The 23,634-nt window shown below is 48.8% G+C and carries 20 protein-coding genes and 1 pseudogene; 14 read left to right on the forward strand and 7 right to left on the reverse strand.

What is annotated here, in order from left to right; all coding sequences use genetic code 11:
* From OIM59_RS05715 to OIM59_RS05745, 7 genes are all read right to left on the reverse strand, one after another.
* Nucleotides 1-1,050, reverse strand: a complete 1,050-nt coding sequence (locus OIM59_RS05715; RefSeq protein WP_303895635.1) for a glycosyltransferase family 8 protein — start codon at nt 1,048-1,050, stop codon at nt 1-3.
* Nucleotides 1,047-2,078 (reverse strand): acyltransferase family protein, encoded by a 1,032-nt coding sequence (locus OIM59_RS05720; RefSeq protein ID WP_303895637.1) that lies wholly within the window; start codon nt 2,076-2,078, stop codon nt 1,047-1,049. The genes OIM59_RS05715 and OIM59_RS05720 overlap by 4 nt, the downstream gene beginning before the upstream one ends.
* Before the next feature lie 19 nt (nt 2,079-2,097).
* Nucleotides 2,098-2,598: an acyltransferase gene (locus tag OIM59_RS05725; protein ID WP_303895639.1), complete on the reverse strand. Its 501-nt coding sequence runs from the start codon at nt 2,596-2,598 to the stop codon at nt 2,098-2,100.
* A 207-nt stretch (nt 2,599-2,805) separates the two neighbouring features.
* Entirely contained in the window at nt 2,806-3,990 is a 1,185-nt protein-coding gene (locus tag OIM59_RS05730; protein ID WP_303895641.1) for a hypothetical protein, read from the reverse strand.
* A gap of 6 nt (nt 3,991-3,996) precedes the next feature.
* Nucleotides 3,997-5,529, reverse strand: a complete 1,533-nt coding sequence (locus tag OIM59_RS05735) for a lipopolysaccharide biosynthesis protein (protein WP_303895642.1) — start codon at nt 5,527-5,529, stop codon at nt 3,997-3,999.
* A gap of 58 nt (nt 5,530-5,587) precedes the next feature.
* Nucleotides 5,588-8,065, reverse strand: a complete 2,478-nt coding sequence (locus OIM59_RS05740) for a polysaccharide biosynthesis tyrosine autokinase (protein WP_303895644.1) — start codon at nt 8,063-8,065, stop codon at nt 5,588-5,590.
* Between the two features lie 33 nt (nt 8,066-8,098).
* Nucleotides 8,099-8,896: a polysaccharide biosynthesis/export family protein gene (locus OIM59_RS05745; protein WP_303895646.1), complete on the reverse strand. Its 798-nt coding sequence runs from the start codon at nt 8,894-8,896 to the stop codon at nt 8,099-8,101.
* A gap of 460 nt (nt 8,897-9,356) precedes the next feature.
* On the opposite strand from OIM59_RS05745, the gene OIM59_RS05750 reads away from it, so the two are divergent.
* From OIM59_RS05750 to OIM59_RS05810, 14 genes and pseudogenes are all read left to right on the forward strand, one after another.
* On the forward strand, nt 9,357-9,623 hold the full coding sequence (locus tag OIM59_RS05750) for a DUF4248 domain-containing protein (RefSeq protein ID WP_299168569.1): 267 nt from the start codon (nt 9,357-9,359) through the stop codon (nt 9,621-9,623).
* Between the two features lie 503 nt (nt 9,624-10,126).
* Nucleotides 10,127-10,762, forward strand: a complete 636-nt coding sequence (locus OIM59_RS05755; protein ID WP_303895649.1) for a hypothetical protein — start codon at nt 10,127-10,129, stop codon at nt 10,760-10,762.
* Nucleotides 10,763-10,791: 29 nt separating this feature from the next.
* Nucleotides 10,792-11,106, forward strand: a pseudogene (locus OIM59_RS18695) (DnaB-like helicase N-terminal domain-containing protein); the annotation flags it as partial.
* Between the two features lie 177 nt (nt 11,107-11,283).
* A complete protein-coding gene (locus OIM59_RS05760; RefSeq protein WP_303895651.1) occupies nt 11,284-12,087 on the forward strand; it encodes a DnaB-like helicase C-terminal domain-containing protein in 804 nt (267 codons plus the stop codon).
* 244 nt (nt 12,088-12,331) lie between these two features.
* Nucleotides 12,332-12,769, forward strand: coding sequence for an HU family DNA-binding protein (locus tag OIM59_RS05765; protein ID WP_299168565.1), 438 nt, complete (start codon nt 12,332-12,334; stop codon nt 12,767-12,769).
* 100 nt (nt 12,770-12,869) lie between these two features.
* Nucleotides 12,870-13,313 carry an N-acetylmuramoyl-L-alanine amidase gene (locus OIM59_RS05770; protein WP_299168563.1) on the forward strand — a complete coding sequence of 148 codons (444 nt, stop codon included), beginning with the start codon at nt 12,870-12,872 and terminating at the stop codon, nt 13,311-13,313.
* A gap of 73 nt (nt 13,314-13,386) precedes the next feature.
* The gene (locus OIM59_RS05775) at nt 13,387-14,487 is read left to right on the forward strand and encodes an MraY family glycosyltransferase (RefSeq protein ID WP_299168560.1); all 1,101 of its coding nucleotides are present in this window, start codon (nt 13,387-13,389) and stop codon (nt 14,485-14,487) included.
* A gap of 391 nt (nt 14,488-14,878) precedes the next feature.
* A complete protein-coding gene (locus tag OIM59_RS05780) occupies nt 14,879-17,329 on the forward strand; it encodes an SLBB domain-containing protein (RefSeq protein WP_303895654.1) in 2,451 nt (816 codons plus the stop codon).
* An 18-nt stretch (nt 17,330-17,347) separates the two neighbouring features.
* On the forward strand, nt 17,348-18,613 hold the full coding sequence (locus OIM59_RS05785) for an MFS transporter (protein WP_303895656.1): 1,266 nt from the start codon (nt 17,348-17,350) through the stop codon (nt 18,611-18,613).
* 12 nt (nt 18,614-18,625) lie between these two features.
* Nucleotides 18,626-19,276, forward strand: coding sequence for a hypothetical protein (locus OIM59_RS05790; protein ID WP_299168556.1), 651 nt, complete (start codon nt 18,626-18,628; stop codon nt 19,274-19,276).
* A gap of 21 nt (nt 19,277-19,297) precedes the next feature.
* Nucleotides 19,298-19,999, forward strand: coding sequence for a 16S rRNA (uracil(1498)-N(3))-methyltransferase (locus OIM59_RS05795; RefSeq protein ID WP_303895669.1), 702 nt, complete (start codon nt 19,298-19,300; stop codon nt 19,997-19,999).
* 46 nt (nt 20,000-20,045) lie between these two features.
* Nucleotides 20,046-21,548, forward strand: a complete 1,503-nt coding sequence (locus OIM59_RS05800; RefSeq protein WP_303895670.1) for a DUF4836 family protein — start codon at nt 20,046-20,048, stop codon at nt 21,546-21,548.
* Between the two features lie 169 nt (nt 21,549-21,717).
* The gene (locus OIM59_RS05805; RefSeq protein ID WP_299168548.1) at nt 21,718-22,839 is read left to right on the forward strand and encodes a PD-(D/E)XK nuclease family transposase; all 1,122 of its coding nucleotides are present in this window, start codon (nt 21,718-21,720) and stop codon (nt 22,837-22,839) included.
* A 129-nt stretch (nt 22,840-22,968) separates the two neighbouring features.
* Nucleotides 22,969-23,613, forward strand: a complete 645-nt coding sequence (locus tag OIM59_RS05810) for an ATP-binding cassette domain-containing protein (RefSeq protein WP_072542410.1) — start codon at nt 22,969-22,971, stop codon at nt 23,611-23,613.
* Nucleotides 23,614-23,634: the final 21 nt, after the last annotated feature.

A 23,634-nucleotide genomic window follows, 5' to 3' on the forward strand; every position in this document is an offset into this window, starting at 1 on the left:
TTATCTTAAGAATTTTTCATATCTAAAATATTTTACTTGATTTATCCATTTTTGTCTATTGTTTGTTATTTTAAAAAGGCAAATTTTCATCAATCTGTACATATTTATGAATTCTTTAATCAAGCCTGAAATAATGAAAGGTAAATAGGGATCTATATTTTTCCAGTAAACTACATCGATGCACCAAAACAAGGCTTTCAATTTTTCCTTTAAGGTCGTTTCTTCAATTTTGGGAGATTTAAAGCCTGATAATTTAAGGTATTTTAAGTAGTAACTTCTTTTTAAAGACATAAGATTCTGCCATGGTTTTATATGGGCACAATAATGATATATTTGTGGTTGAGTATAATACTCTACGTAATCAAACATCTTATAACCTTCCCAAAAAATATTTTTTGCCATTGGCGATACATTCCATTTGGGAGGCAATAGAAACCATTGATCTCTAAAAACGTAATTGAACACATCTTGATCGTGTAGGTATACTGGCGTTCGTTCTTTTTTTGCAAAGTCCAGACATTTCCTTTCGCTGTCATGACTACGCCAATAATCAAGATTTATATACATCATTCCTGAGCAAAAAGTTTTTGTACCAACAGGATGGTTAATTTGACGACGATGAGTATCCGAAAACGGCATAGGATCTAAACAGGCAGCCAATGCAAAGTCTGATAAATCAATGTGAAATAGCTCACTGACATCTCCCAATACAACAATATCGCAATCTAAATATAAAACGGTTTTCAGTTCTGAGAGAATTGACGGTAATAATAGTCTGTAATAAGCAGCCTTTGTTAATGGACGTTTATTTCTAAACTTCACTCCATCTAAAATATTTTCGTTTACTTTGTAGAAATAGACCTCATTACCATAACGAGTAGCAAGTGAACGTAATTGCTCTTGATTATTCTCCGATAAACAATTTATTAAGATGTGTACGAAAAAATTTTTCTCTGTATTATTTTCAAAAAGTGAACAAAGCATAACCATACAATGTTGGACATACTTGTCATCAGTACTGCACGTTATATTAAAATTTTCTTCTTTCATATTTTACTTTTTAATTTTTCTATAAAATTATGTATGGGAACGCAAATTATTAAAGACACTATTACAGTCGATAATACAGCAGCAGTGTCACCTACGATATTTTCCAAATATTGGTATCCTGTAAGACTTACAGCGAATCTGTAAACAACAATGTGAAGTATGTAAATTTCCAATGAATACTGCCCCATCCATCTAAAACCTTTCATTAGTATGTTTTCCAAATTAAACTTATATAGCAAAAAGAATATCATTGAAATTAATGGTAAATAAAATAACTGTTTCATATCACTGTAATAAGAACCACTAATCCATTCTCCATATTTCAATGTTAATAGTTTTAATATCAATATAATGAAGACAACTCCGCACCAATATAATGCAATAGTTTTTTTGCTAATATTTCCAAGAGAAAATCTCGCAATATAAATTCCAACAATGAAGATGGGAGAATGTCTTAATGCTATTTCAATTTGAGAATATTTTAGGGGAAAATAATATTCAATTAAAATATTTACTGCAATGAGAGTAAATATTAAGACAAGAGTGTTTATTGAAGAAAATAATAATCTTTTCCTGTTCACACATTTATAAAAAATAGGAAAAAGCAAATAAAGAACTAAAGAAAAAGCCACATACCATGCTCCAATATAATTGCCATTAAACCAAAAGTCCAAACTTGTTACCTTAAGAAATAATCTCAATAACGAATATTTCTCGATAAAGAATTCATATATCAGATATGGTGAGACCATTACCATAAATGGAAATAAAACACGCTGAAATCTCTTAAGATAGAAAGGGATAATCTTACATCCTTTATTCATGGAATAAAACAGTCCGAAGCCTGATAATAAAAGAAAAGTTTCTACATGTAAGACTTTGGAAATAAAATCCAAGACTACATTGTGGGCATTTAACCGCCCCATTATATGGTCAATAATAATGCCACACATTGTTATTCCCATCAATTCTGTGCGGAATTTACTCCATCTAGAGAAATCGGTAAACATGAGTTTTATAACATTCATAAGCATCAATAATATGAATTTATTTAATTCGTTCTCTTCCCCAATATATTTCTTGTTTTAATATTCTTGCTGGATTTCCAGCTACTATGCTTCCATTCGGGACTTTTAATCCAGCAACAACACTTTGTGTCCCAATTATTGAATTATTGCCAATAACACTACCTTTTAAAATTGTCGCCCCATAGCCAATCCATACCTTATCCCCAATCTTCACATCCTTAGCATAATTAATTTTAACTCCATGAGCGTTATAGATAGTATGTGAGTCGCCGTTGCGTACAAATATATTTGATGAAAACATACAGTCCTTTCCAATTGTTACTTTTGTATCGTATTCTCTTAAAATGAAGGAACATCCTTGAAAATCGGAATCTCTACCAATTTCTAACATGTTATTTTCGTTTTCTATCAATATTATTGACTTATTATAAAATTTTACATTTTTACAAATAACAAGTGAGTTATTCTTACCTGATACTTTAATTTTTACATTTTTTAGAATAACGCCATCTTCTATCATAATCCTATTTCCTTTTCCGCTAAGTCTTATAGAACTATTTATTAGGAGTCCATGGCACGAAAATTTGTTTTCATAATTATAACTTGCATTGTAAAAAGGTTTCTGTATAACTTTAAAAAAGACTTTAAAAGAAAACTGTGACAGACGTGTCATTACATGCTGGATATAAAAAAAAATATTCATGTTATAAGTTCAAATTTTTTATGTTTATCTATTATTCTTTGAAACCATCCTATACGGCATGTAATTATTTAAAGCAACACATGCTATCACAAACATGACCATTAACCATGTTTGAAATGAATTGTTATTCATAAATGCTACTCCCCAGGTTGCTATCATTATAAGGATTCTATCACGTAAATTATAATTAATTACGGCATGATATGTTATCATAATTTCGCAAACTACTTTTATTGTTCCTACGATGAAACCCCAATATCCAAGATCAAGTAAAATACCATTCTCCAATAATAGGTCTGTTCCCGGGTAGCATATCTTTTGTCCTCCAAATAAGATTTCATAAAGAGACCATTGCCTGTTAAAAAAGGTATCAAAGGCTTCAAAACGAGTAATTGTTGAACTATCCGAAAAGTCAAAATCTGTTAATCTTCCCAGTAGTCCAGAATACGCAATCCATTCTATTAATGGTGGTAATGCGAAATATAAGATACCTACTATCACCAAGATATACCATATTTTAGCTTTATATAAGATTGTTCTATAAACTAAAATTATTCCCCATATAATTAAAGCGCCTCTTGAGTTAAATGCCCATAAGGAAGCAAGACCCATAAAAATCAGAAAATATTTGTATATTGGTTTTATAAAATTTGAACATAATAAAAACCCCAAGATTATAGAAATAGTATTTGCATTGTAAAGAGGATGAAACATTAAAGAAAAACTTCTAAATGTAGACTCATCTAACATGATTGCTGAAGTTGCCGCATTATTTTCCGCACTTTTGTAATTAATAAAATGTGTTAATGTGGCTTTTTCATATAACGCAATGCTACATTCCACAAAGAAAAATATAAAAAATAAAAATATGAGAGGTCTTGGAATTCTCGCTTGTTGTTGGGCAGCAGCTAAAAGCATAACAGGAATTATGCGGATTAAAATAGTGTTATTGAAAGAGTCTTCAGTAGAGACATGTGCCATCTTTTGAAAAAAGAAACCTATTACTATTGATAAAATATAAACCATTGAAGTAGTAGGTATTTTATATTTTTTCAAATAAAAATAAATTATAAACAAAGCAGAAAACCAAATCAGTTTTCCTGATAAAACTCCACCTACATATTCATAAATACCATAGATACTCGTACATGCAAGAATGAGCAGAAAGAATTGTAAGACAAAACTATCTTGTTTAGAGGACTTAAGCATGTTAATTTATTTAAACTTTATATTCCTTATTTTTTGAATTAGCATACTACGTTCATTCTTTTTCAGTCCACAAAATAGAACAAGTAAAGCAGTGATGATAAAAGAGCTAGAAGTCGTAATAAGCAAATTGGGTAGATTGTCGGTAAGATTATCAGCTATAGATTGTGAGATACCCCAACTTGTTAAGAATATCAAAATGCACCGTAGAACAACATCAAACAGATATGTGTGGATATTGTACGAAGGTATTATCCGATGAAGTAGGAAAAATCGGAAGAAAACGGCTATTGTATAAGTTAAAATTGTAGGATACATTACGGTATAGGGCTTACATCCAAGTTGTAGTAGAATGTAAGCGACAGGTAATTCAGAAAACATAATGATAGACACTCCAATCTGAAACCATTTTATATTTCCAGTTGCTTGAATAGCTGTAGTCACAGAGCCCGATAATGAATAAAGTAAGCACGCTAATATGGATAACACCATAAAAGCGGAAGTATATTCAGGAACAATTCCAAGCCATAACTTCAACAAATAATCTATATTTACAATCACAGGAATAGAAATTACACTTAACAGGAAAAAAGTGAATCTTGCACCCGCATAAACAAGTTTCTGGCTTTCATGTAAATTCCCTCTGGCGTATTGTTTGGTTATTTGTGGGTTTATAGCCATAGCAAAATTTGTGGAAAAAGTATTTATTAGTGAAGAAACATTTATTCCTATCCCTCGAGCCGCATTGACGGTGGGTCCAAAAAATAAGTTTAAAATAATATTTGATATTTGATCTTTTAATGAGACTCCCATGTTGCCTAATACACTCCATCCTGCAAATGAGAACATTTGTTTTGATAGTTCCATATCAAAAGTAAATTGATATTTACATTCTTCAAATTTTCGTTGGCAATACATTGAATATAAAAATCGGACGGTAATGGCAACGAAAGCTAATAAAATGGCATACAAAATAAGTTTATCTATGGAGGAAACGAGTAATGCATAGACAATTACAAGTTTCATTATGACTTCAAAAATACTGATATATGCGTACACGTTCATTTTTTCATGAGCAACAATACATGCATTGTATGGTACACTGATGACAGTAAATATAAAAGTTAAAATTGAACATTGATATACCCAATTAACAGCGTACATACGTTCTACTGGTAGGTTTAGTTGGGTGTTTACAAACCACAAACCTAAAGTCTCACCTAAAATTACAGAAATAAAAGCTATTGCAGCATGAATATTTATGGAAGTGCAGAATATCCTGCTCAAGCGCATTATATTTCCTCTGCCTAATTCAAATGATATGAATCTTTGGGTGGAAGCAACCATTGCGCTATTTAAAAAAGAGGCCATGGTTATTACGCCTCCTACTACATTGTAGATTCCATAATCAGATACTCCAAGCACGTTTAAGACAACACGCGAGGTGAATAACCCTATCGCCATTGTAATAAACATGCGGATGTAGAGTAGTAGTGTATTCTTGGCTATGCGCTTGTTATTAACAGAAGTATTTTGATTCATTGATTGTTTTAGTTAGCATTCTATTTTGAGAGTTTAGATGGAAAAACTGTTTTTTCTCTTATTTATGTTGTTGGTTCTTTTTTCCTTTTGCTTCATATCCATATCCATATCCATATCCATATCCGTATCCATATCCTTTCCCATAACCATATTTCTTACCATATCCATATCCGTAACTATTCTTACGCTTACTCATATCAATACCATTGATGACGGTAGCCAGTTTCGGGAACTTATGTTCGTTTTTCAATACATTGATGTATTCGTAACCGGCTTTGGGTGTGACATCGGCACGGCAGACATAGACGCACATATCGGCTACACGGCCAATGATGGCGGTATCGGTCACCATACCAATTGGAGCAGTATCCAAAATTACGTAATCGTAACGGGATTTCAGCTGGTCGATGGCGTGTACCAAGACATCGCGGGCTACCAGTTCGGTCGGGTTAGGAGGTACGGGTCCACCAGGCAGGATATCCAGATTCGGGCTGATGTCGGAACGCTGAATCATGTCGAACAGGTTCACATTGTCGGGGTCGCTCAGGTAGTTGGTGATACCTTCGGCGCGGCGGCTCAGGTTGAACACCTTGTTCAAACCGGGCTTGCGGATATCCATACCGACCACAATCACTTTCTTGCCCAGGAAGGCGAGGCTGACTGCCGTATTACCTGCCACAAAAGATTTTCCTTCCCCCGGCTGGGTAGAGGAGAAGAGAATGACCTTGTCGTCTTTACCCAGCATAAAGAGCAGATTGGTACGCAGGCCGCGGAAGGTCTCTTCCATAATGTCGTTCTTGTTTTCGTGAATCACAATGGCACCTTTTTCGGGAGTGGCGCATTTGGGCAATTCGGCCAGAATGCCTACGGTGGTGATGCGTTCCACATCCTCACGGTTCTCAATCTTGTATTTCAATAAGTCGCGGAGGTACACAAAACCTACCGGGATGGCAAGGCCGAACACAAGGGCAGCTAACGCAATCATTTGTTTTTGGGGTGAAACAGGAGATTTATCCGGCAAGGCTTCTTCAATGATACGGCCATTAGTCGCGGTAGCTGCCAAGGTGATGGCATTTTCTTCCCGTTTCTGCAGCAGCATGATATAAAGCTGGGCCTTGATTTCCTGCTGGCGGGCAATGCTCAGAAATTCCTTTTCCTGCTGGGGCGCACTGCTGATGCGGCCCTCATACTTCCGTGCTTGGCGTTCCAAATCGGCCTTCGTGATTTGAAGTCCTTTCAAGACGCTGGCTACGGTGGTCTGCACATTGTGGCGGGTAGCTTCAATGCCGGTGTTCATATTTACCACTGCCGGATTGGTTTCGGAAGAGGTGAGCAACAGGCGTTTGCGCTCAATCAGCATGGAGTTGTATTGGTCAATTAGTTTACTTAAATCCTGATCCTGTAAACCTACGTTGGCAGGAATCACTTCGTGGGCATTAGCCGGATTATTGATATATTCGCGCAGAAATTCTACCAGCCGGATTTGCGTCTGATTTTCAATCCGCATTTGTTCGTACTTCGAGTTTTCTTCCAAGGCCAGTTTGGCATCGCTGGTCAAATCGGTCAAGCCGGATTTTTGTTTAAAGTCGGCCAGCTGGGTTTCGGTAGTTCCCAATTCCTGATTGATAATCTGGATGCGGTCTTCAATAAATTCTGCCGACTTCATGGCAACCTCATTCTTTTCATCATTGGCGTCTTGGTTGTAGAAGGCCACCAGGCAGTTGATAAAATCGATGGCGCGTTGGCGACTCGTGTTTTTTACGGCTATCTGGGCAATGGTGGTTGTTTTTGAGGTAGATTCTACGTTTAGCATCTCTCCGTATGCCTTGGCTACGGCGGTAGGAGAGTTTATTGCTGTAATTAATTTAATTTCGCCATCGTTATCTTTTCGCCATTCAGTCAACAGAGAATCTTTTGTTGTTACACTAATTACACCGACTGGGGTTGGGAAGACGACCGGCAGTTTGTCGAAACTCTTCTCAATTTCCTCTTTTTCTTCATTGAGTATGTATTCTGCTTTGGCATTCAGTCGATTGTCGGGGGTATAGGTAAGATGTAGTTTAATTCCTCCTTCCAGTTTGTCAGCTTCTTCAGGTGACATATACACTTCTAATGGTGAAGTTTTGTAGAGAGGCGCATTATAGCCAAAAAAGCGTTTTTCACCGGTGGAAATATACAGCCCCAGATGGGTGACTACTTTCTTAATTAGGGTGCGTGATTTCATGATTTCCACTTCGTTGTCGAAGTTATTACTCATGGAAAAGCCGCCCATGCTCTGTAGGGCTTCCAAGGCATCACCTGCTGCTCCTATTGAGCGGTTGCGGGAATCTTCTTCCTTAATCAGCACGCTGGCGGTTACATTATACACCGGAGCCTGATAGCGCAGGTACACAAAGGCCAGCACCATGCAGGCTATCACACTGACTACGAACCAGGGCCAGTAGGCCAGGTATTTGAAAATAAGTTCGTAAAGGTTGAAAGGCTTTTCTTCCGGGTTCTCCGGAGTGAGATTATGGGAGGTTGTTTGTTCAGTCATAACAGAAATTTCTATAAGAAGTTTGAGAATGGGTTAGCGGAGAATATTAACAATCAAGCTGGCAATGGACACCAGAATGGAAGTGGCCGAAATCACCGTGGTGGTGGTGTTACCGATGTCGGAGTTCTTGGCCTTGGTCTTGTTCGGAGTGACATAGAGAATGTCGTTCTGCCGCAGGTAGAAGTAGGGCGACAGCACCAGGTCGCTCTTCGTCAGGTCGAGTTCCTTGATTTCGCGCTTGCCGTCGGCATCCTCGCGAATCAGCTTCACATTGGTACGCACGCCATACACGGTCATGTCGCCCGCCATGGCCAGGGCTTCCAGCACGTTCACCTTTTCGTTGCTCACGGTGAAGGTACCCGGATGGGACACTTCACCCAGCACGGAAATCTTGTAGTTGGCCATACGCACCGTCACGATGGGGGCCTCTTTCAAGTAAGAAGTCAGTCTCTCGCGAATCAGGTCTTCCGCCTGGTTCTTGGTGAGTCCGCCCACCTTCAGACGTCCCAGCACGGGGAAGTCGATTTCACCCTTGTTGTTCACCAGATACTGCTGGAGGGTAGGCTGGGTGGTGGTATTGATGTTGGTAAGCGCCGCGTTCAGCGGGGTCTGCACCGTCAGGTTGAACGGAGCGGATGCCTGCGGGTCGGTGGTGTTGATGGTAATGCTCAACAGGTCCTTGGGCATGATCTTGGCATCGTAGAGCGGAATCTCTTTTCCGTAGTTGTTTACCACTTCAGGGTCTTGCAGATAGGGCACTTTCTTGTAGGAAGTGCAACCGGCTGTCAGGGTCAAGGCCACTGCCAGGCAGGCAATTTTGTGTAATCTCATATTCGCTTGTGTAACTAATTTGTTTTTTAATGATGTATAGGTGCCTGTGGGGCGTGCTTCGCCGTTACCTGTCCCAGTTGGCTTGTTCCGGGAGGGTAATCCACAGTGTGAGTAATAACCCTGCAAAAATAGGGTATATTTCGGTGTTGTGCAACGTTTCTTGACACTTTTCTGCTTCTTTTTTGATGTCTGAACAAAAAATGACGGATTTTTGAAAAAAATGGCCAGGGAATGGCCTGAACCTCTTTGTGTTTGTGTCAAAACGCACTGGCGTTTGGGAGAAAGCGTACTTGCGTTTCGGGGAAAACGCACGGGCGTTTGAAGGGAAACGTACTGGCGTTTTCCGGGGGTCCGGAGGGCGGAAAAAAGTGGGAAAATCGGCCGAAAAACCGGACTGAAAATTTGTCTATCCGGCAGAAAATAAGTAAATTTATACTGTAAATCAAAAACGGATAATGACATGAACAGGATGCAACAGAACTTGAACAGGGAGGCCGGCGCGGACGAGGAGACGGGTTTCCGCCTCCGGGTGTACCGCAAAAACGAGCTGGCCCGGCTCTATTTTCCGCAGGCGGACAAAAAGGGGGCTTTACAGGGATTGTCGCGCTGGATAAAGCATTGCGCGGAACTGGAAAAGGCGCTCGAAGCGGCGGGCTACGACAAGAACCGGAAGTTTTATCTCAAGCCGGAAGTGGCGCTCATCGTAAAATTTTTAGGCGAGCCGTAAAAAAAGTCGCAAGGCGGCTTTTACGGCCTTTCTCTCAAAATTTCCAGGCTTTTTAAATGGAGGAGTTAATTATTATAATAATGGAGGGCGCGGGCCCCTGTGAGCGAACCCTGACCCAAAATTTGTTAATACGTAAGTTAATGCCTTGTGGGTTAGCGAATTGACTCGGGGTGACTTCTGTGCGGACCCTTGCAGGTTTTTTCGGAGGGGAAAACGGACGGCCGGAGGAGCTGCGGGCCTCTTGTCGCAAAGTAAAATTTTTCTTGAAAAAAACTCCAAAAATATTTTCGTATTAGAAAAAGTTTGTCAATCTTTGCAAGCGCAAACGGAAATCAACTGGTTTCCGCGTTGTATGAAAGTGTTTGCAAAAATGCTTTTTGAAGTTCGAAATAGAACTGATTATCTTTTTTGGCATATCGTTTTGTGACATATATCTGCAAAAAAGAAAAACACAGCACATTTCGATGGTAGGGAATATTTCGTCTTAAAAATAAATAAACAAAATGAAAATTAACAACTTTTTGTACTCGAGGTTTACGAAAATCGGAACCGAGGGTTATCTGGTGGTGCCGAGGGCTTTGCTGAATGAAGTGCTTAACATGGAACAGCCGTTCACACTGGCGCAGGCGTATCTGTATCTGTTCGTGCACAGTGCGTTCTGCGACCAGCCGAAGGAGGGGCTGAAAAGAGGGCAGCTGGTGTTTACCGCAGCCGAACTGGCGGAACGCTTCAAATGGTCGCAGTGGCTGGTGAGGCGCTTCCTCTACAACTTGCGCAGGATGGGAGTGGTGGAACTGGAAATGGTGCCGGGCGTGAAGTCGAAACTGACGATGTGTTTCTACGAGGCGCTGACGGGCGGAAAGGGGCAGCCGCTCACCACGGGCGAGCGGAAGGACTGCTATGCCTTCTGGAAAAAGTATTACGGACTGCTGGGACGGGAGGCCACGGACTATTATGCCACAACCCTGGAATGGGCGCGGATGACGGGGGCCGAACGGAGGATGGCCATGGAGAACATGGTGGGCTATTTCCGCTCGCTGAACGACGTGCAGTACGTGAAGTCGGCCCCGAATTATTTGAAGTACAAGGCGTTTCTGATGCCGGAAAATATTGACGATTATTTAAAAAAGAATGTGTGATGGAAAAGAAGGATTTCAAGAAAAAGGAAATGACAGGTCTGGAATTGAACCTGTTGCATGCGGAAGAGGTGGAAAATGCCGTGCTGGGCGCGGTCATGCTGGAGCCGGTGTCGCTTCACGAGGTGGAGGGATTTGTGCGCGAGGAGATGTTTTACCAGCAGAAGCACCGGTATATATGGAGGGCCATCGAGTCTCTGTCGGCCAAGGGGCTGGAGCCTGACATCATCATGGTGACGCAGGAGCTGGCGGCAATGGGCAAGCTGGAAGAGGCGGGCGGAGCCTACGAGGTGACGCTCAAGACGGCGAACCTGGCCAGCTCGGCGCACTTGTGGGAGCACGTGCGGGTGTTGTATGAGTTTTATTTGAGACGCTCCATCGCGGAATGCATGATGCGGCGGCTGGGCGAGGTGACCGACCGGACGCAGGATGTGTATGAGGTGCTCCTGGGGCTCATGGCCGACCTGGAGAAGCTGGAGGAGAATTCGCCGCTGGAGGAGCATCTGCTGGACATGAAGGGGGTGATGAAAAAGACGTGCGGGCGCATCAGGGAACGGGTGGGCCGGAGCGTGAACGGAGTGACGGGCATCCCGACGGGGGTTCCGGAACTGGACCGCATAACGGGCGGATGGCAGCCGGGCAACTTGATTTTCACGGCGGGAAGGCCGGGGATGGGAAAGACGCAGCTGGGGCTGAAGTTTGCCTTGCACGCGGCGGAAAAGGGGTATAAGGTGCTTTTCTACACGCTGGAGATGATGAGCGAGGAGGTGGGCGAACGGGTGCTGATGATGCGGGCGCCGGAGCTTTACCGGAAGGTGAAGGGCGGATATACGACGGAGCAGGAGGTGGACGACCTGTGCCGCGTGGGCGACGAGGTGGCGGAATGCCGGATGATGGTGGACGACACGCCGTATGTGAGCATCGACCGCTTGTGTGCCGGGGCTCAGACGGTGAAGTCGCGCTGGGGACTGGATCTGGTGGTGGTGGACTACCTGCAGCTGCTGGGCACTGTGGCCCGGACGGGACGTACCCGCGAGCAGGAGGTGGCGGAGTGTTCGCGCCGGCTGAAGGCGCTGGCCCGTTCGCTGGAGTGTCCGGTCATCGTGGCGAGCCAGTTGAACCGCCAGGTGGAGCAGACGTTCGACCACCGGCCGGAACTGAAGCATCTGCGCGAGAGCGGGGCCATTGAGCAGGATGCCGACCTGGTGATTATGCTGCACCGCAACGAGCGTGGGGGCGACCCGAAACGCTGCGGGCTGATTGTGGCGAAAAACCGTCACGGGGAGGCGAGCCAGCCGAACACGAGCGTGGAAGTGGACTTGTTCTGACGGGTTGCGGATTTTTTTTTCTTCGAATGTCTTCACAGGTCGTCGTATCTCTACTTGCCGGGAAAGGGAGGTCGTATCTTTGTCTCAGAAACGAAAAATAATGAATAATGAAGAATGAAAAATGAATAATGAGGAATGGGCGCGCGTTTCCTGGTTTTATTGATTCTTCAGTCTTTGTTCTTTGTTCTGGACTTTTCGCTTTTAATTTTTAACTATTAACTATTAACTCTTAATTGTTTGATTTATGAAAAAGACAGTGACTTATTCAGTAGTAGGACGTGTGAACCCGGCAGACCGTGAAAGTGGTGAAGTGAAATATTATGCACAGTCGCAGGCACGCGGCGAGATGGGCATCCGCGAGATTTCGGAACGTATCCAGCAGATGTGTACCGTGACCCGTGCCGACGTGATGGCGGTGCTCACGGCGATGGAGGAAATTGTGTCGGAAGGCTTGCAGGGCGGCGAAATCGTGCGCCTGGGCGGTCTGGGCTCGTTGCAGCTGAGCCTGAGCGGCGAGGGGGCCGACACGGAAGAGACTTTCTCCGACTCGCTGATTGAGAAGGTGCGTGTGCTGTTCCGTCCGGGCACGGTGATGCAGGAGGCCATCAACAACCTGGCGTTCGAGAAGGTGCCGGTGAAGTATGCCAAGAAAGATGAGGAAGAAGACGGCATGGGGGCTTAATCTTAGGAGGCAACGATGAGAGTGACAAGGGTGAAATGGATTGTAATCAGGGTGCTGAAGTGTCTGCTTTGCATCCTGGTCGGCAAAAAACTGGATTGTGATGAGAAAAATTGACATGATTGTCATCCACTGCACGGCTACGAGGGCGGATTCCCCGCTCTCGCCTGCCGAGCTGACGAGGATGCACCGGAAAAGGGGGTTCAAGTGTTGCGGGTATCATTATTATGTGCGCAGGGACGGTCAGATTTGTACCATGAGGCCGGTGGAGCGTGAGGGGGCGCACGCCAGGGGCTACAACGCGCGGAGCATCGGCATAGCCTACGAAGGGGGACTGGACGAGAAGGGCTGGCCGGCGGACACGCGGACGGAGCTGCAGAAGCGCTCGCTGCGGGTGCTGGTGAGGGTGCTGAAGGAGGATTTCCCCACGATTACAAGGGTGGTGGGGCATCGCGACCTGAGCCCGGACCTGGACGGCGACGGAGTGGTGGAACCGGAGGAATGGACCAAGGCTTGTCCTTGCTTTGATGTGGAACGGGAGCTGTGATGGCTCCCGTTTTTTTTGTTGCAAATTCAATTTTATGGTGTATCTTTGCAAAAATATTCACTTCTAGTTCTTTATGGAGAATCTGTATATCGTACTTCTTGCTTTTGTATCGGCGGTGGCCATGGGGCGGATGATTATCCCGAATATCTTGATTATCTCAATGCGGAAACGCTTGTTCGACGTGCCCGACGCGCGCAAGGTGCACAAAAGGCCGGTGCCGCGGCTGGGGGGAGTGACGTTCTTCCCGGTCATCCTGTTCGCGATGTGTGTGTTCACGGCGCTGCGGGTGGTGACGGGCAACGGTCCGGACGAGATGCACGTGGAGCGGGTGGCCTGCGAGTTCATGTTCCTGGTGGGCGGCCTCACGCTGCTGTATATCGTGGGCATCGGCGACGACCTGGTGGGGGTGCGCTACCGGCGGAAGTTCGTGATTCAGATTCTGTCGGCGGCGATGATTCCGCTGTCGGGCTTGTACATCAACGACTTCTACGGGCTTTTCGGTCTGGGCATGATTCCGGCGGCGGTGGGCGTTCCGCTGACGATGCTGCTCACGGTGTTCATCACAAACGCGGTGAACCTGATTGACGGCATCGACGGACTGGCGTCGGGGCTGAGCATGGTAGCGCTGCTGGTGTTCGGGGTGCTCTTCGTGGAGCTGAACCAGTGGATATATGCCATGCTGGCTTTCGTGACGGTGGGGGTGATTATTCCTTTCTTCTCGTACAATGTGTTCGGACGGGCGGAGATGGGGCGCAAGATTTTCATGGGCGACACGGGGAGCCTGACGCTGGGCTTCATCCTGAGTTTCTTCGTGGTGCGCTATTGCATGTACGACCCGGTGATGCTGCCGGCGCTGAAGGACAACCCGCTGCTGGTGTCGTTCAGTGTGCTGCTGGTGCCGTGTCTGGACGTGGTGCGGGTGGTGCTGCGGCGTGCGCGCAACAGGCAGCCGCTGTTCCTGCCGGACAAGACGCACATCCATCATAAGTTTCTGGCGATGGGTTTCTCTCCCCGCGGGGCCATGGTGACCATCCAGCTGATGTCGGCATGCTTCTTCGTGTTTACGATGGTGGCCATCCGCTACCTGGACAACACGCTGGTGCTGCTGGCGGATATCGCGCTCTGGACGCTGCTGAATGTGTGGTTCAACCGGGTGATAAAAAAACGTGAGTAATTTTTTTAGACATAAGAACAAAAGAACATAAGTTTTTTTGTGCGCGTGCATCCCCCTCCCGTTATTCATTATTCATTTTTCATTATTCATTATTTTGTTCTTCTGTCTGAAAAGCGGGCATAAAAAAAGGGAATCTTCCCAGACTCCCAATCTTCATTAACCTTAAATCTAATACCATGAAAAACACAGTGCAAAGGTAAGGGTTTTATGTTATGAAACATATAAATTGCACAAGAATCTGCGTGGTATTAACACTATTTATACTTTCTCCCGCGCGAAGGCCGATTTAGCCCCTTTGAACCGCGTTTTTTTTGCAAATTAGAGAGGGGCTGAGGTTTGGTGGTTAGGGGGAAAACTGTATCTTTGTCGATAAAACTAAAAAATAGACGGAATGAAGAAACACTTCGCTAGACTGGCGCTGTGCTTCTTTCTGCTGGGGACGGCCCATGCCTATGCCCAGAGCGGAATGACGGACAGCCAAGTGATAGAATATGTACAGCAGGCGCTTCAGGCGGGAAAAGACCAGCAGACCATCGCCATGGAACTGTTGGCCAAGGGTGCCACGCAGGATCAGCTGCTGCGGTTGAAATCGCAGTACGAGGGTGCGGCGGGGGACTCGGCGTCGGGTGCCACGGAAGAAGCTGCTCCGGCCACGGATACAGGCAGCCGGACACGGAAGACGGCTCCGGCGGCGGCACAGGGAAAGACCGGCGAGGCGGGTGCCAGCCTGTGGACCGACGGCATGAAGCAGAGTATGGAACGGCGGAAATCGCTGAAGGCGGCTCCCACGGGCGAGGACGAGGTATTCGGACGGAACATCTTCAACCAGGAGAAGCTGACTTTCCAGCCGAACCTGAGCATGGCCACGCCGGAGAACTATTCGCTGGGACCGGGCGACGAACTGATTGTGGACGTGTGGGGGGCCAGCCAGAACACGATGCGGCTGGAAATCTCGCCCGACGGCTACGTGAACATCGCCAACGTGGGACCGGTGTACCTGGCGGGGATGACCATCCAGGAGGCGCGGCGGGTGCTGAAGCAGGAGCTGGGCCGGATTTATGCCGACGCGGGCAACCAGATTCAGGTGACGCTGGGCAACATCCGCACCATCCAGGTGAACGTGATGGGCGAGGTGGTGGCGCCGGGCACGTATGCGCTGTCGTCGCTCTCCACGGTGTTTTATGCCTTGTACGTGGCCGGAGGGGTGAGCGACATCGGCAGCCTGCGCAATGTGCAGGTGGCCCGCGGCGGACGGACGGTGGCACGGCTCGACGTGTACGACTATATTTTGAAGGGGCAGATTCGCGACGACATCCGCTTGCAGGACGGCGACGTGGTGATGGTGCCTACCTTCGAGGAACTGGTGAAAATCAAGGGTAAGGTGAAGCGGCCGATGTGGTACGAGATGAAGCACGGCGAGTCGGCGGCTACCTTGTTGAAATATGCCGGAGGATTTTCTTCGGATGCTTACCGGAAGAGTGTCAGCGTGTTACGGAAAAACGGAAAAAATTTTTCGGTAAAGACGGTAGACGATACGAATCTTTCGACGTTTATATTGTCAGACGGCGATGTGGTGACGGTGGATTCCATCCTGAACCGTTTCGACAACCGTCTGGAGGTGAAAGGGGCGGTGTATCACCCGGGGCTGTACGAGCTGAGCGGTTCGCTCAACACGGTGCGGCAGCTGGTGGAGAAGGCCGACGGACTGCTGGGCGAGGCTTTCACGGGGCGCGCGGTGCTGTATCGCGAGCGGGAAAACCTGACGCGGGAGGTGCTGCCGGTCGACATCGAGGGCATCCTGAACGGGACGTCGCCCGACATTGCCTTGCAGAAGAATGACATTTTGTATATTCCGAGCATCCACGACTTGCAGGATCTGGGACGGGTGAGCATCAGCGGCGAGGTGAACCGGCCGGGAAGTTACCCGTATGCGGACCATCTGACCCTGGAGGACCTGGTGATTACGGCGGGGGGACTGAAGGAGTCGGCTTCGCTGGTGCGGGTGGATGTGGCACGCCGTATCCGCGACCCGAAGAGCACGGAGGAACCGGAAAGGATAGGGCAGAATTTCTCGTTCGGCCTGAAGGACGGTTTCGTGGTGGACGGGCAGCCGGGCTTCGAGCTGCAGCCTTACGACCAGGTGTACGTGCGCCGCAGTCCGAGCTATGCGGAGCAGCTGAACGTGACGGTGGAGGGCGAGGTGCTCTACGGCGGCGACTATGCGCTGAACACGAAGAGTGAACGCCTGAGCAGTCTGGTGCAGCGGGCCGGAGGGGTGACACGCCATGCGTATGTGCGCGGGGCGAAGTTGCGCCGGGTGGCCAACGAGGAGGAGCTGCGACGCATGGAGGACGTGGTGCGGATGGTGCGCCGGGAAATCGGCGAGAACCTGGCCAACGCGCTGGGCCTGAAGGTGGACAGCACGTTCACGGTGGGCATCGACCTGGAGGAGGCACTGGCTCATCCGGGGGGCGACGCCGACGTGGTGCTGCGCGAGGGCGACGTGCTGATGGTGCCGGAATACAACAATACGGTGAAGGTGAACGGAGCGGTGATGATGCCCAACACGGTGTCGTATGCACAGGGCAAGGGCGTGAAGTATTACCTGAGCCAGGCCGGGGGCTATTCGGCCAACGCCAAGAAGAACCAGAAGTTCATCATTTACATGAACGGACAGGTGGCGGAGGTGAAAGGCAGCGGCAGAAAACAGATTGAGCCGGGATGTGAAATCGTGGTGCCGAACAAGACGAAGAAGTTCAACTTCGCTACCGTGGTTTCGAACGCGACTTCGTTTGCCTCACTGGCAACGATGCTGGCCTCACTGGCGACGATGATGAAATAACCTTTAATCGATGAGTATATGAATATGAAAATGAGACTGATTGTCATGAACTTCCTGCAGTTTGCCGTGTGGGGAGCGTATCTCACTTCAATGGGAACGTACCTCGCCGGGGTAGGACTGGGAGGACATATCGGCATCTTTTATGCGATGCAGGGCATTGTGTCCCTGTTCATGCCGGCGGTGCTGGGCATCATTGCCGACCGCTGGATTCCGGCGCAGCGCCTGCTGGGGCTGAGCCATCTGCTGGCGGCGCTGTTCATGGCGGGGGCCGGCTATTATGCCATGACCACGGGGTCGCAGGTGGAGTTTCCGGCGCTGTTCGCCTTTTATTCCATGAGTGTGGCGTTCTATATGCCTACGCTGGCCCTGTCGAACTCGGTGGCGTATACGGCGCTCGACAAGGCGGGACTGGACACCATCAAGGCGTTTCCGCCCATCCGTACGTTCGGCACCATCGGCTTTATCTGCTCGATGTGGCTGGTCGACCTGCTGGGCTTCCAGTCGAACTACATGCAGTTCTTCACGTGTGCGCTGTGGGGCGTGGTGCTGGCGGTGTATGCACAGACGCTGCCGGAGTGTCCGGTGAGCCGCCGCAAGGGGGAGAAGAAGTCGCTGGTGGAGGCGCTGGGACTGAAGGCGTTCCTGCTGTTCAAGGACCGCAAGATGGCCACGTTCTTCATCTTCTCGATGCTGCTGGGCGTGTCGCTGCAGATTACCAACGGGTTTGCCAATCCGTTCATCACGAGCTTCAGCGCCATTCCGGAATATGCCGACACGTTCGGCGTGCAGCATGCCAACCTGCTGATCTCGCTCTCGCAAATCAGTGAGACGTGCTGTATCCTGCTCATCCCGTTCTTCCTGGGACGGTTCGGCATCAAGCGGGTGATGCTCATCGCCATGGTGGCATGGGTGCTCCGTTTCGGACTCTTCGGACTGGGCGACCCGGGCAGCGGGGTGTGGATGTTCGTGCTGTCGATGCTGGTGTATGGCGTGGCGTTCGACTTCTTCAACGTGTCGGGCTCGCTCTACGTGGACAAGGAGACGGACCTTTCCATCCGTTCGAGCGCGCAGGGACTGTTCATCCTGATGACCAACGGCATCGGGGCGACGGTGGGCACGCTGAGCGCACAGGCGGTGGTGAACCGTTTCGTGGACTTCAACTCTACGGCGCCGCAGGTGGAAGGCTGGAGCTGTGCGTGGTTCGTGTTCGCGGGTTACGCACTGGTGGTGGCTGTGGCTTTTGCATTGATTTTCAAGTATAAGCATGAAATCGTTAAACGTTAACTTTAAGATGGTATGAAAGAGGAATTGATAGAAATGGAGCTCAAGGAGGTGAAGGCCATTGAGCCGGACAAGATTTTGGAGGACGGGTCTTTTGAAGACTTTGTGAGCCAGGAGGAAAAAATGGAACATCTGCTGTTCACTCTCGACAACCGTCCCGTGATGCTGGTGGAGAAAGGCGGCACACGGGAAATCCTGGCGATGGTGAGAACCGACACTGCCGTGCTGTTGCAGCTGGCCGGTGAGGACCCGGAACAGACGGAGGACTCGCTGGCCTACCGGATGATCCAGACCTTCCGCCAGCTGGGCCTGACGCAGGAAAAGGTGGTGGTGTGGGACGAAAAGGATTGTGTGCTGCAGACCAAGCTGTACATGCGGAAGGCAGACGGCACGCCGTTCGACATGGAACTGCAGCTGGAGGACGGCTTGCTGGTTTCGATGCTGGCCGGAATTCCGTTCTACGTGAACAGGAAGTTGCTGCAAGGGTTTGAATACAAGGGCATCTCCAGAAAGGATGTGGGAGCGGAACTGTTGCTGCTGGAGATGATGACCGACAGGATGCTCGAGAAGGAGATGGAAGAGGCCATCCGCACGGAGAACTATGAGTATGCCGGACTGGTGAAACGGGTGCAGGACGCCCGGAAGCAGGAGGCGGAAGGGAATTAACGGACTAAATTCAAGAACGATATGCACGTATTTTATACACCGGATATTGAACAGACGCAGGAGTTGCCGGAAGAGGAAGCCGGCCACTGCCTGCGGGTGTTGCGCCTCGGGGTGGGCGACGAAGTGACGCTGACCGACGGGAAGGGCTGCTTTTACCGGGCGGCGATTGCGGCGGCCACCCAGAAGCGGTGTGTGGTGAAGGTGCTGGAAAAGACGGGGCAGGAGCCTTTCTGGAAGGGGCATCTGCACCTGGCACTGGCGCCTACGAAGAACATGGACCGCATGGAATGGCTGGCGGAGAAGGCCACGGAAATCGGCTTCGACGAGCTGACTTTCCTGAACTGCCGCTTCTCGGAACGGAAGGTCATCAAGACCGACCGCGTGGAGAAAATCGTGGTCTCGGCGGTGAAACAGTCGCTCAAGGCACGCAAGCCGGTGGTGAACGGGATGACGGATTTCCGCCGTTTCATGGAGCGGGAATTTACGGGGCAGAAATTCATTGCCCATTGCTATGAAGGGGAAAAACCTTTGCTGCGCGACGTGCTGCGGTCCGACGAGGATGCCGTGGTGCTGATTGGTCCGGAGGGGGACTTCAGTCCGGAGGAAGTGGCACTGGCGGCGGAAAAGGGCTTTCAGGCGGTGAGCCTGGGCAAGTCGCGCCTGCGCACGGAAACGGCGGCGCTGGTGGCCGTGCACCTGATGAACCTGGCGCACAGCGAATGAAAAACAGGAACTATCTATTATTGTGTAACTTTAAAAATAAGTGAGTATGAAAAAGACGTGGAAATGGATGGGAGGTCTGGCACTGGGTATGACCTTGATGCTGGCTTCGTGTGGCGAAAAAAATCCGTACACCAATGCGCTGCCGAAGGATGCGGCCACGGTGGTTTCGCTGGATGTGAAGGAAATGGCGGAGAAGTGTGCGCTCGACAAGCAGACGCAGCAGTCGATGGCCGCGGTGATGAAATCGTCGTTCAAGGGAAAGGCGGATGCCTTGGTAGACAAGATTATGGAGAACCCGGAGGAAAGCGGACTGCGGCTGACCGACCGGGTGTATTTCTTTGCGATGCCTCAGTCGGAAATGGGCGGCCTGCTGGTGCGTATGGCCGACAAGGACAAGCTGGAGAAGCTGATGGGGCTGTTGCAGGAGCAGGGTCAGTGTGAGGCTCCGGCCGACGGCGACGGCTGCCGCTGGACGGTGGGAGGCGATGCGCTGATGGCATGGACGGAGCATGCGTTTCTGATGCTGGCGGCCAACGGGAATCCGAAGGACTTGCAGCACCAGGCTTCGATGTGGCTCCGGCAGAAGGACGGAGAGGGCTATTCGGGCACTCCCGACTTTGAGAAGCTGAAGGAGGCCGACGAGGACATCGCCGTGGTGGCTTCGTTGAACATCATGCCGAAGCAGTATCTGTCCATGGCGACCATGGGACTGCCGGCCGACCTGAAGCTGCAGGACCTGAAGACGTTCTCCACGCTGGATTTCCAGGACGGAAAGGCGGTGCTGGAGGTGGAAATGATGACCGAAAACAAGGTGTACAAGGACTTGCTGAAGAAGCAGGAGGAGGTGACGGGCCCGATCAAGGGGGCGTATCTGGAGACCTTCCCTGCCAATACGGTGGGCTGGCTGAGCGCGCATGTGGACGGGGCAAAGGCGTACGAGCTGCTGCGCGAGAACCCGACGGTGCGTCAGGAGCTGGACAACTCGATGATGCCGCTCGACTTTGAAGCGATTTTCAAGGCGGTGGACGGTGACGTGGCGCTGGCCATGCCGGAGATGTCGTTCTCACCGGGATTCATCCTGTATGCCGACGTGAAGAACAGTGAGTTCATGCGTACGTTTGAGGACCTGAAACCGATGCTGGCGATGACCAACGGACAGATGCGTCTGCTGGACAAGGGCAAGGATGCGTATCAGTTTGTGGCTGTGGACGGCTCGGCACTGGGCATGGGACGCGGACCGGCATCCATCTGGCTGGGCGTGAAGGACAAGCGTTTCTACCTGACCAACCGCGAGAGCCTGATCGGCAGCGAGGTGAAGGGACAGACGCTGGAGGATTGCAGCTGGGCCAAGGACGTGAAGGGTAAGCTGTTCTATATGAACGTGAACTTCCAGGCCATTGCGACCGCATTGCCGCAGCTTCCCTACGTGGGCATGCTGGACTACCTGACCATCGAGTCGGAAGGAACAACCAAGGTCCGTATGGTGCTGCAGATGAAGAACAAAAAAGACAATGTGCTGAAGCAGCTGGTGGAAATAATTAATAATTAATAATTAATAATGAATAATTAATAATGAATAGCGAATAGCGGATAGCGGGTGATTAATAGGAAATGTGGATTATTCCGTTTTTTCATTGTTCATTATTCATTATTCATTATTCATTGACTCCGTTTTTCATTGTTCATTATTAATTATTCATTGAAAGGAACTGTACGACATGGATTTAACTTGCGGCCACTTTGTGAATCCGTTTACCGACATCGGATTCAAGATTATCTTCGGGCAGCCAGCCAGCAAGGAGCTGCTTATCACGTTGTTGAACGAGCTGCTGGCTGGTGAGCACCGTATTGCGAACCTGATTTTTCTGGACAAGGAAAACCACTCGGACAGCATGGCGGATGCGGGGATTATCTACGACCTGTACTGCCTGACTGAGACGGGTGAATACATCATCGTGGAGATGCAGAACCGTTTCCACAGCAATTTCCTGGACCGGACGTTGTTTTACATGTGCCGGGCTATCGGGCGGCAGGTGGAGAACCTGCGCGAGAAGCGGAGAAAGGAACGTGAGCTGCAGACCGGAAAGGCGGAGACGGAAGAGGACGATTTCCTGTTGAGTGAGCCTCAGGAAAACTATGGGTCCAGGTACAAACTCTCGACCGTGTACGGTATCTTCCTGATGAACTTCCGCGAGCCGGGACTGGAAGAAAAGTTTCGTACGGACACAGTGATTGCCGACCGTGAAAGCGGGAAGGTGGTGAATCCGCATTTCCGGCAGATTTTCTTGCAGTTCCCGTATTTCCACAAGGAGCTCAAGGATTGTGAGACACTTTATGACAAACTGATTTATACATTGAAGAATATGCAACATTGGAACCGAATGCCAGACGCGTTGAAGGAGCAAGTGTTCCACCGTCTGGAGGAACTGGCTGCCGTGGCCAACCTCTCGCTGGAAGACCGCATCGCCTACGACAAGGCACTCGACCGCTACCGGGTGAGCCGGATTGTAGAGGAGGATGCCCGCGAGGCCGGATGGAAAAAGGGACTGGAGGAAGGCCGTGCCGAAGGCCATGCGAAGGGAATAGCGGAAGGCCGTGCGAAGGGAATAGCGGAAGGCCGTGCGAAAGGAATAGCGGAAGGCCATGCGAAGGGAATAGCGGAAGGCCGTGCGAAGGGAATAGCGGAAGGCCGTGCGAAAGGAATAGCGGAAGGACAACTCAAGGAAAAGACTGCTATTGCACGCAACTTGAAGTCACTGGGGTTGAGTACTGTCCAGATTGCGCAGGCTACCGGGCTGACGGAAGAGGCGGTGGAAGCGTTGATAATTAATAATGAATAATTAATAATGAATAGCGGATAGCGGGTGATTAATAGGAAATGTGGATTATTCCGTTTTTTCATTATTCATTGACTCCGTTTTTCATTGTTCATTATTAATTATTAATTATTCATTATTCATTGTAAGGAAATGGACACTATAGAATTACAGCAAACCCTGCCGGAGGTATTTGCCGGACGCGACGGAATCGTGTCGGACGTGTGGCACCGGCAGGTGGTTTTCCAAAAGGGAAAGATGTACTTGATTGAAGCGGCGTCGGGCACAGGTAAGTCGTCGCTTTGCAGTTTTATTTATGGGTATCGCACGGACTATCAGGGGATTATCACTTTTGATGGGGTGAACGTGCGGAAGCTCACGGTGAAGCAGTGGACCGATATCCGCAGGCGCTCGCTGAGCATGTTGTTTCAGGAGCTGCGGCTGTTCGGGGAGCTGACGGCGTGGGAGAATGTGCAGCTCAAGAACGGGCTGACGGGCTTCTGCCGCAAACAGCAGGTGAAGGACTGGTTCGAACAGCTGGGCATCGCCGACAAATGGGATGTGAAGGTGGGCAAGATGTCGTACGGACAGCAGCAGCGTGTGGCCTTCGTGAGGGGTCTGTGCCAGCCGGCCGATTTCTTCTTCCTCGACGAGCCGGTGAGTCACCTGGACGACGGCAACGGGCAAATCATGGCCCGTATACTGAAGGAAGAGGCGGCGCGCCAGGGGGCCGGCGTGATTGTGACATCCATCGGCAAGCACCTGCCGCTGGAGTATGACAGGGTGCTGAGTTTGTAAGGTTTTTAAACGCATAAAGAG

This window comes from Bacteroides mediterraneensis (assembly GCF_025993685.1).
Classification (GTDB): Bacteria; Bacteroidota; Bacteroidia; order Bacteroidales; family Bacteroidaceae; genus Phocaeicola; species Phocaeicola mediterraneensis_A.